The sequence below is a fragment of the Blastomonas sp. genome, from assembly GCF_041747255.1.
Taxonomy (GTDB): Bacteria; Pseudomonadota; Alphaproteobacteria; order Sphingomonadales; family Sphingomonadaceae; genus Blastomonas.
This window is the reverse complement of record NZ_JBGTFM010000270.1, coordinates 1-3,202: the sequence shown is the minus strand read 5'-3', so window position 1 is coordinate 3,202 and position 3,202 is coordinate 1. Positions and strand designations below refer to the sequence as shown.

General features: G+C 58.7%; 4 protein-coding genes. All 4 read left to right on the top strand.

The window, feature by feature from the left end; genetic code table 11:
* Window positions 1-224 precede the first annotated feature (224 nt).
* The gene (locus ACEW8G_RS09255) at window positions 225-692 is read left to right on the top strand and encodes a hypothetical protein (RefSeq protein WP_373488138.1); all 468 of its coding nucleotides are present in this window, start codon (window positions 225-227) and stop codon (window positions 690-692) included.
* A 77-nt stretch (window positions 693-769) separates the two neighbouring features.
* Entirely contained in the window at window positions 770-1,609 is an 840-nt protein-coding gene (locus ACEW8G_RS09250; protein ID WP_373488137.1) for a PhzF family phenazine biosynthesis protein, read from the top strand.
* A gap of 128 nt (window positions 1,610-1,737) precedes the next feature.
* Entirely contained in the window at window positions 1,738-1,923 is a 186-nt protein-coding gene (locus ACEW8G_RS09245) for an alpha/beta fold hydrolase (RefSeq protein WP_373488139.1), read from the top strand.
* A gap of 652 nt (window positions 1,924-2,575) precedes the next feature.
* Window positions 2,576-3,142: a thermonuclease family protein gene (locus ACEW8G_RS09240; RefSeq protein WP_373488136.1), complete on the top strand. Its 567-nt coding sequence runs from the start codon at window positions 2,576-2,578 to the stop codon at window positions 3,140-3,142.
* Window positions 3,143-3,202: the final 60 nt, after the last annotated feature.

Genomic DNA, 3,202 nt, shown 5'->3' with positions numbered 1-3,202 from the left:
GGGATAGCCTGCCACTGAGCCATGTCTGGTCATCGCTACTGGCTAGAGCAATCCTCGCTCTGTACGTATAACGTTCTTCGCTTGAGATAAGCGGGAGGCCATCGAGGCGATCGTAGTCTACATGCCGACTCAAAGGCGTCCATCGATTAGAACAGGCCAATTTTTTCGAGACAGGGCGTAAGATTCTCGAACGGTCAAGGTTTGATAATTTGTATGTTTGGCGAATGATGATGAAATATTTTATGGTAGGATGGGGCCGATCGAACGGCCTTTCTATATTGGCTGTTTTTCTCGCTGTAGCGGGATGCGAGCGTCGGATCCCGGAGCCAAAGGTCGAATTACACAACGCACTAATTATCCCGGCATCACAGCCAGACGGCGATGCCACCCTCCACTTTTCCCTTGAAACGAACAACGACCCCACGAAACTCATCGCTATCACGACCTCGCAGGGCGCCCGCTTTCAAATGTCATCAAAAGGGGGCCCGATCGACCCAAATCAACTGGTTTTTAGTCCCACGATGCCACTTAAGTTTGATGGTGAGCCAGTGGCGCTCGTCAAGCCGCTTGATACCCCTGTAGGTGGTTTCGCGGAGGTCATCTTTCACCTCGAACCGACCGGTCAGCTCAAAGCAAAGATACGGGTAATTCCGTCCATTCCCCCCACCGCAGGGGATCCACGGTTCAACTGAACGGCAGCTTTGCTCCAGCAGCGGGTAGACCTCATGAGGGTGCAGAGCCCTTCGCACAGACAAATGGGAAGGTGGAAATGAAAATTCTTCGGATCGCCGCCTTCTCCACTGACGGTAGCGGCGGGAATCCCGCGGGCGTGGTCTTCAACGACACTTTAGCCGAACAGGCGGTCATGCAGGCAGTCGCTGCAGATGTCGGCTATTCAGAAACCGTTTTCGCTGCGCCTCATGGTGGCGGGTGGCGCGTTCGCTACTTTGCGCCTGCGATGGAGATACCATTTTGCGGCCACGCAACGATAGCCCTTGGGGCAGCACTCGCTGCCGAGCAAGGGGACGGCGTCTTCCCGCTGCACTTGAACGATGGAACGATCACGGTGGAGGGGCAGCGCACAGGCGGCACGCTGGCCGCTGCCTTGCAGTCACCTCCTACGAGCAGCGTACCCGCCACGGAGGACGTGGTTACCCTTGCCCTCGATCTCTTCTCATACCTCCCCGCTGAACTCGACCCGCGCTTGCCGCCGGCCTTCGTTGAAGCCGGCGCTCGGCATTTGATGCTCGCCCTGTCGAGCCGTTCTGCGCTGGCGGCCATGCAATACGACTTTGAGACAGGGGCCGACCTGATGAGAAGGTGGCGACTTGCCACCATTAGCCTGCTGCATTCAGAAACGGCATCACTCTTCCACGTGCGCAATCCGTTTGCCGCTGGGGGCGTCTATGAGGATCCAGCTACCGGTGCGGCCGCTGCGGCCGTGGCCGGCTACCTCCGCGACCTCCGCTGGCCGCACGGGGGACAAATCGACATTCATCAGGGCGATGACATGGGGACGCCTTGCCGCCTGCACGCGGACATCCCGGCCGCACACGGTGCGAGTATCAGGGTCTCGGGGACGGCACGCTTTCTCTCGGAGGTCCAGTGACTCGCTTCGCCACCGCGCATGACGGCGTCCCGATCGCCTACGCAGTTTATGGAGTAGGAAAGCCGGCTCTTGTCCTTATCAATGGCTGGTCGTGCAACAAAAGCCACTAAGCGGCACAACTAGAGCCGCTGTCTCTGGACTTCCAAAACATAACTTTGGACCTTGGAGGGCACGGAGACTCCGGCACTGGCCGCAAGTGGTGGACAGTCGACTCCTTCGCCCAAGACGTTGCCGCTATCGTAAGAGGGGTTGATCCCGAAGAAGCAGTGCTCCCCGGCCATTCGATGGGCGGCAATGTGGCAAAGGTCATCTGAAGACCGCTGGTGGATCGTTGGCTGACATTCGTCTTTTGGCGATGAACCATCCGAAGCCACGGCAGCCTGATAGAAGGTTCGCACCAGTCAGTTTGAACTTTCCTACACAGAACAAAGTGTGAACATAGCGAGCTTCCAGCGAATCGGAAGGTTGCCATGCTCGTTCTTGATCCGGCTGCGCTTGCAGCCATAGCCGCTATCATCACTGCCAGCTCTGCGCTCGTCTGGGCCATCCGGCGCAAGCCATGAGCTCGAAGCGGCTCGATACCATCTCGGATTACACGAGGCACGGCTATCGCCTGCGAGTGGATTGTAGGGCGTGCAAACGGCTGGCCATCATCGATCCGCTTGAGATCACCATGCTGTGCCAGCGTCGAAACTGGTCCAAGCAAATCGCCGCGATCAAACGGCGGCTGCGGTGCTCTAAATGCGGCAGCCGAGATGTCCGGATTGGGCCGGGGTTCAGATCATAGTGACAGACCCTGAGCTTACGGACCGTTCACCATTTCTCGATAGTTCGGCACGCATGCGTAGCCTTGCCATTGCCACATTGTTGCTCGTCGCGGCCCCCGCGAGCGCACAGAATCTAACTGGACCTGCGCGAGTGGTTGACGGTGACTCGCTGGTAATTGCTGGGGCGTCAGTGCGATTGGTGGGCGTCGATGCCCCGGAACTCGATCAGAGTTGCACGCGCGATGGCCAACAGTGGGCATGCGGTGAGGATGCCGCGGCCCAATTGCGCTCACTGGTCGAGGGCCAGAGGGTCACTTGCCAGGGTCAAGGCACCGACGCTTACGGTCGCCTGTTGGCAATCTGCCACGCGAACGGCCTGGAGCTTGGCGCGACGATGGTGGAGTATGGCTGGGCGACTGCCTACCGCAGCTACAGCAGCGCCTATATCGGTCATGAGCATCGCGCACGGTCAGCCAGACAAGGTATCTGGCGATCGGAGTTTATCCTGCCGGAACATCATCGCATCGCGAAAGCTGAGGCTGCCGCGCCACGTGACCCGCAAGCACAGCCCGCGTCCCGGCAGACGCGCGCGCAGGCGACAAACCAGGCGCATCAAGGCTGCACAATCAAAGGGAACCGAAGCCGTCGTGGCGACTGGATCTATCACTTGCCGGGCATGCAATATTACGAGGATACGCGGGCCGAAGAGATCTTCTGCTCCGAAGCACAAGCGAGAGCGGCCGGGTATCGAAGGTCAAAGGTTTAAACCTGGGCTATTTGCTGTCATTCCGATTTGATAACCGAAACGGCCAAACCAAATCCTCGG